Annotated in this window: 9 protein-coding genes and 2 riboswitches; all 9 genes read right to left on the bottom strand. The window is 37.3% G+C overall.

Annotation, left to right across the window (positions count from 1 at the left end; all coding sequences use genetic code 11):
* Positions 1-76: 76 nt before the first annotated feature.
* Positions 77-1,744 (bottom strand): potassium-transporting ATPase subunit KdpA, encoded by a 1,668-nt coding sequence (gene kdpA / locus AC1DJR_RS13815; protein ID WP_477002829.1) that lies wholly within the window; start codon positions 1,742-1,744, stop codon positions 77-79.
* Positions 1,745-1,763: 19 nt separating this feature from the next.
* Positions 1,764-1,844 carry a K(+)-transporting ATPase subunit F gene (gene kdpF / locus AC1DJR_RS13810; RefSeq protein ID WP_000972378.1) on the bottom strand — a complete coding sequence of 27 codons (81 nt, stop codon included), beginning with the start codon at positions 1,842-1,844 and terminating at the stop codon, positions 1,764-1,766.
* Positions 1,841-1,945, bottom strand: coding sequence for a SipW-dependent-type signal peptide-containing protein (locus AC1DJR_RS13805; protein WP_000887888.1), 105 nt, complete (start codon positions 1,943-1,945; stop codon positions 1,841-1,843). The genes kdpF and AC1DJR_RS13805 overlap by 4 nt, the downstream gene beginning before the upstream one ends.
* Before the next feature lie 94 nt (positions 1,946-2,039).
* Positions 2,040-2,185, bottom strand: a riboswitch (cyclic di-AMP (ydaO/yuaA leader).
* Positions 2,186-2,447: 262 nt separating this feature from the next.
* The gene (locus tag AC1DJR_RS13800) at positions 2,448-2,678 is read right to left on the bottom strand and encodes a hypothetical protein (protein ID WP_477002830.1); all 231 of its coding nucleotides are present in this window, start codon (positions 2,676-2,678) and stop codon (positions 2,448-2,450) included.
* A 16-nt stretch (positions 2,679-2,694) separates the two neighbouring features.
* Positions 2,695-3,081: a hypothetical protein gene (locus AC1DJR_RS13795; RefSeq protein ID WP_060749973.1), complete on the bottom strand. Its 387-nt coding sequence runs from the start codon at positions 3,079-3,081 to the stop codon at positions 2,695-2,697.
* A 93-nt stretch (positions 3,082-3,174) separates the two neighbouring features.
* A riboswitch (cyclic di-AMP (ydaO/yuaA leader) is annotated at positions 3,175-3,322 on the bottom strand.
* Positions 3,323-3,440: 118 nt separating this feature from the next.
* On the bottom strand, positions 3,441-4,253 hold the full coding sequence (gene thiD / locus AC1DJR_RS13790; RefSeq protein ID WP_429687663.1) for a bifunctional hydroxymethylpyrimidine kinase/phosphomethylpyrimidine kinase: 813 nt from the start codon (positions 4,251-4,253) through the stop codon (positions 3,441-3,443).
* 15 nt (positions 4,254-4,268) lie between these two features.
* The gene (locus tag AC1DJR_RS13785) at positions 4,269-5,288 is read right to left on the bottom strand and encodes a thiazole biosynthesis adenylyltransferase ThiF (protein WP_477002828.1); all 1,020 of its coding nucleotides are present in this window, start codon (positions 5,286-5,288) and stop codon (positions 4,269-4,271) included.
* Positions 5,281-6,051, bottom strand: a complete 771-nt coding sequence (gene thiG / locus AC1DJR_RS13780) for a thiazole synthase (RefSeq protein ID WP_477002827.1) — start codon at positions 6,049-6,051, stop codon at positions 5,281-5,283. The genes AC1DJR_RS13785 and thiG overlap by 8 nt, the downstream gene beginning before the upstream one ends.
* A 2-nt stretch (positions 6,052-6,053) precedes the next feature.
* Complete coding sequence (thiS, locus tag AC1DJR_RS13775) at positions 6,054-6,257, bottom strand: sulfur carrier protein ThiS (protein WP_044738334.1); 204 nt, start codon at positions 6,255-6,257, stop codon at positions 6,054-6,056.
* Positions 6,258-6,350 lie beyond the last annotated feature (93 nt).

Below are 6,350 nucleotides of genomic sequence, written 5' to 3'. Positions count from 1 at the left end.
ATCTTCTACAGCATGTATTTGTGATTCATGTACTCTTTTTTCTTTTACTACTACCGGTCTCATCATTTACCCTCCATTACTTCAATGTAAGAAATTCTGCAATTGGGCCAAGTACTAACATCGGGAAGAATGTTAACGCACCAACAATTACAATTGTTCCGATAAAGATCCCTCCAAATAAACCATTATCCGTACGGAATGTCCCGACTGTTTCTGGTACTACCGTCTTCTCTTTCAGTGAAGCTGCAACAGCTAGCATCGTAATTAAACTGAAATAGCGTCCTAAAAACATAACTAAACCAGTCGTAATATTCCAAAACGGTGTATTRTCYSYYAAWCCTTCAAATCCAGATCCGTTATTCGCAGCTGAYGATGTRTACTCATAWACAACTTGCGTTAAACCGTGGAAACCKGAATGAGAAATTGCATCCGTTCCTAAGCTTGTTGAAAGAGCTAATGCTGAAAACCCTAAAATAAGCAATGGATGAAATAAAATCGTTACCGCAATCAATTTCATTTCCTTACCTTCAATTTTCTTACCTAAAAACTCCGGTGTCCGTCCAACCATTAAACCAGATATAAAGACTGCAATAATTGCATACATAATAATGTTCACAAAACCTGCTCCAACACCGCCGTATACTGTATTTAACATCATATTTACGAGTGGAACTAGACCACCAATTGGTGTTAACGTATCATGCATCGTATTAACGGCCCCTGTTTCCGCAGCTGTCGTTACTGTCGCATAAAGGGAAGAAAATACTGTTCCAAATCGGACTTCTTTTCCTTCTATACTTCCTTGTACATGTTCGATACCCATTCCATTTAACACTGGATTTCCATGTAATTCAGATGTCGTAATCGTTATAAATCCTAGTAAAAACACCATGAATAGTGACACGAAAAGGATGCGACCTTGTTTTTTATTTCCTACCATTCGTCCGTACGTAAATGGAAGTGCTGTTGGCAATAACATCATAAGCATCATTTGCAAAATATTACTCATTTGCCCTGGATTTTCAAAAGGGTGTGTAGAGTTTGCCCCGAAAAATCCACCGCCGTTATTTCCAAGTTCTTTAATGGAAACGAATGATGCAACTGGACCACGTAAAATACTTTGTTTTGCCCCATCAATTGTCTGTGCTGTAACTGCCCCGTCTAACGTTTGTGGTACACCAAGTGCGACAAAGATTAGCGCTGCAACAAACGCAATAGGAAGAAATACTCTCGTTAAAGCTCTCGTAAAATCAACGAAAAAGTTACCGAGTTCTTTTCCAGCGAGCCCTCTTATAAATGCCATAACGAGCGCTAACGTCGTTGCTGGTGCTGCAAACATTAAAAATGTAATCCCGATTAATTGTGATAAATAAGACAAACCATTTTCACCGCTATAATGCTGTAAATTTGTATCAGCCATAAAACTAATTGCTGTATTAAAAGCAAGCGTAGGCTCCATTCCCTCGATATGCGCTGGATTTAGCGGCAGCACACCTTGTAATCTGAAAATGAAATATACAACAACAATCATAAATCCGTTGAGTAAAACKARTGATAATGCGTACTGTTTCCACGTTTGATTGTATKCTTTTACACCCGTAATTTTAAAAATAAGTTTTTCAAAAGGCCCRAATACTTTATCTAGCGTTTTGCTACCTTGAAAGGCTTTCTCTAAATAAATTCCCGTTGGCTTTGCTACTAAAATAAACAAGAGCATTGTAATAACGACTGCAACCCAAATCATAATGAATGATTCCCCCTAATTAAAACTTTTCTGGATTTAATAATGCGTACACTAAGTACACCGTAATCGCTGCAACAATAACCGATAAGGCAATCATCATGATTGCTTCCCTTCTTTCACAACTTTATCTGACCAACTTGCAAGACTTGCCATCGATGCGACTAACCCAACAAAAATACCGATCATTACAACATCTAACATAACTACCCCTCACTTTTGTTAAAATTTACCATCTAGTTATCAAAAAAAGAACACTAAGCTCTACTTAGTGTTCGAAACGAACAACACAAAGTAAACCTCCTCTCTAAACGCTTACGAGGTTAGCTGTCGGATTCGGGCCTAAAGAGTAGCCCTACTTTCAAAATTGAAAGATTCACCCCAAGTGACAATGCACAAAATTGGTTCCCCCGCTCCATTTCTGGAACTCAGCGATTTTAGGTTTTTTTTGGAAATTTTATGAATGATTTATGAGAGTAAATATACTCCTCTATATTTAACTTGTAAAGAGGAGAATTTCTTAAAATACGAAAATATTCCGTCATTTAAGCGTTTACATTGAGTGTTATTAATATTTTTTCATCTGTTTTCTTGTCTTTTCTTTCTTTTTCATAAAAATGATCCTTTAAATATAAAATAAAAAGAGCGAATTACATGAAGTGCATAGCTTGTTGCACTCAGCATTCGCTCTTTTTTCATTCAACCTTTATTCTCCACGCAAAAAAGCACGCAAATTTCTCCCTCGAATATAAACTTGTGATAATTCTGCATGTAACTGCTCATATTCGGTAATATCCGTCTCTAAATACAAAACATCTTTTGATGGTAATATAATATATGGCCCTGGAAAAAGAGGATCGAGCACTACCAATTCGTSAACTCKCTCTACCGATATCGCCCAACGATTCGCTATATCTCCTAGTAACAACACTTTCATCTTCATTTCCCCCACCTTATTCAAAAAATAAAAAAGAAATATTATCACAGTTCGTAAACACTACAAATTTAGCTCCAATTGTTTCATAGAGCCTGGCCGGATATCGTTTATTCCTTGTAACAACAGTAATAGGCGCTTGAAAAGAAAAACGAATGCGTTCTGTGAAGAAACTAACTATCGGAAGCTCATCTCCTAGTAAAATCACCTTCTTAATATGCTCGCAAATACTAGTAAAATCCTGCTCCTTAGTACAGCTATAAGTCCAATCAAATCCACAATTTCTAACTTGATCTGCTATCTCTTCATTTGCTGTAAAAATAATTAACTCATGCTGAAATGCTGCTAGCTCTCTTAAACTCTTTACCTTATTTTCTTCTCCAACGCAAATAAGCGTTAATTCCATGTACCTCATCCTCCTTAGCATAAAAGAACTCAAACATAGATTGATATTCTCCTATACTAATCAGACCGACGAAGTGATATATCCATCATGGCACCGCCCTCTCTCAAGACGCTTACGAAGTTAGCTGTCGGATTCGGGCTTTGAGAGTAGCCCTACTTTCAACATTGAAAGATTCACCCCTAGTGACGACGCACAAATTGGTTCCTCCGCTCCATAAATTTGAATTCAGCGTATTACAAAATAATCTATTTCCCCCATATAATACGGAATGAAAAACAGATTCTGGCTGATATATTACTCCTGAATTTGGAAAAAGTAAACACAAAAAAAGCCAGTTAACAAACTGGCTTCTCGTATCTTTATACATGCGTCTTATTCAATTTATATGCAAAATGATTCGTCGGCCCATGACCACTTCCAATATTCAATGGCTCTTTAATTGCTATACTAATAAATCGTTTTGCTTCTTGAACTGCCTCTTCCATCAAGTAGCCTTTCGCAAGTCCTGCTGTAACCGCTGAAGCAAATGTACACCCACTTCCGTGCGTTTGCTTCGAAGGAATTCGTTCACTTCTAAATTCAATAAACTGCTCACCATCAAAGAGTAAATCAATTACTTCATTACCTTGATATTCTGCATGTCCGCCCTTCATAAGCACATATTTAGCTCCTAATTCATGCAATACTTTTGCAGCTTCCTTACTATCTTCTACATTATGAATCTCCATTCCAGTTAACACTTCTGCTTCAGGAACATTCGGTGTTACAACAGTTGCTACTGGCAATAAATATTCTTTTAATGCTTGTACTGCTTCTTGTTGTAATAATGACGCACCACCTTTAGCAATCATAACAGGATCTAGCACAATATTATTCCARCCRAATTTYTTAATATGYTCTGCMACAATTTGAATAATTTCACTRCTAAATAACATTCCCAGTTTTACAGCATCTGGCGTTAAATCCGTACCAATTGAATTAAGCTGCTCCGTAATCCCTTCTAAAGAAACAGGATATACCCCTTGAACGCCAAGCGTATTTTGAGCAGTAATTGCTGTAATAGCCGTCATTCCATACACACCAAGCTCTTGGAAAGTTTTTAAATCTGCTTGAATTCCAGCGCCGCCTCCGCTATCAGATCCTGCAATCGTTAAAGCTTTATTCACTTTCATCCCACTCATCCTTTTCTACCCAAAATAGCGATGATAAATTGTTTTCGCTTCGCTTATATCTTTCGTGCCATGTACAAGTACACGGCCATCTTTAAAAGCAACTAATCTCTTTTCTTCAACCGAAAATGATAATAAATATGGATTTACATTCAAATCATTCACGCGATCATTCAGCAATTTTTTATATTGTTCAAAATCCATTTCCTCTTTATGAGGTGGTCTAATTTGAACTGTATTTCTCCCGCATAACACTGCTGTTTTTGAAGTGTTTTCCTTATTTAAATATGGATATACTGCCYGTTCACCACACGATAGACAATTATGTTTACGAAKCTTTYGCACATTCATACATGAATATTCATTTTTCCATACATCAAATGATACAAGCCCATCTCGAAGCGAGTCATAATCTTCTACTAACAGTTTAAGTGTTTCCGTTACTTGATGAGAAACGACAAGAGACACAGCAGGCGATATAATCCCCGCTGTATCACATGTCGCTCCGCCAAGCGGAATCGATTGTAATAAACAAGATAAACATGGCGTTTTTCCTGGAAGAATAGTATAAGAAAGACCGTAACTCCCTACACATGCCCCATAAACCCATGGAATAGAATATTTTTGCGATATATCATTCACAATGAAACGTGTTTCGAAATTGTCAGTCGCATCGATGATTACATCAACATTTGTAACGAGTTCTTCCAACTCTTCAGCCGTTACATCCTGAACGAGAGCTTCTACTCTTACTTCACTATTAACCTCTTCTAGACGTTTTTTTGCCGCTACAGCCTTCGGAAGATTATTCTCTACATCACTCTCTGCATACAATTGTTGTCTTTGCAAATTACTCCAATCTACATAATCACGGTCAACAATTGTTACCTTGCCAACACCTGCCCTTACAAACATCTCTGCATTTGCACTACCTAATGCACCTGCACCGATAATAAGTACATGCTTTTCTCCTAGCTTTTGTTGCCCTTCTTCCCCAATTGGAGAAAATAGTTCTTGGCGAGAATATCGATTATTCAACTACGCTCATTCCTTCTAAAGGACTACTTGCTGTYGCACAACGTTTACGTGCAATACGACCTGCTTCAAACCCTAATCGTCCTGCCTCAATACCTAATTTCATTGCGTATGCCATTTTAATAGGATCGTTCGCTCCAGATACTGCAGTATTTAATAACACACCATCTGCTCCTAATTCCATTGCAAATGCTGCATCAGCTGGACTACCAATACCAGCGTCAACGATAACTGGTACTGTCGCTTGTTCAATAATGAAACTTAAATTTAATGGATTTACAATACCAAGCCCTGAACCAATCGGTGATGCTCCTGGCATAATCGCGTGTACACCAAGTTCTTGTAGTTTGCGTGCTAATACAACATCATCAGATGTGTAAGGAAGAACGATAAATCCTTCTTCTAGTAACATTTCAGATGCCTTTAACGTTTCTACTGGATCAGGTAATAACGTTCTATCATCACCAATAACTTCTACTTTTATCATGTCACAAAGTCCAGAAGCTTTTGCTAATTTTGCAATACGAACAGCTTCTTCAGCATTTTTTGCTCCTGCTGTATTCGGTAATAACGTATATTTTTTCACATCAAGTTTCTCTAATAAATTAGGCTGCTTCGCATCAAATATATCCATACGACGTACTGCGAATGTTAAAATCTCAACCTCAGAAACATCAATTGCCTTTTGCTGCACATCAAAATCAGGGAATTTCCCTGTTCCTAATAAAAGTCTAGAATGAAATGAAAATTGTCCAATGTTTAACATAATCAACCGCCTCCTACAAAAGTTACAATCTCAATTTGGTCCCCATCAAAAACAGATGTATCGTTATGATCATCTTTTTGTAAAATATCTTTATTACGTTCTACTACAACAATTCTGTTATCTAACTCTAAATGTGTAAGTAGCCCAGCTACTGTTTTTACACCCTCTGGTACTTCAATTTGGTTACCATTAATTTTTAAATTCAAACTTCCATCCCCTTTCTAAACCGTTTTAGAAAGCAATGAATCTAGCAAGTGATTCTCCTGCTTTCCTTCTATTAAATCAGCCATATACTGACC

Source organism: Bacillus sp. 05T31, assembly GCF_056396725.1.
The sequence above is the reverse complement of the archived record's forward strand: the minus strand, read 5'-3'. Positions and strand labels throughout refer to the sequence as shown.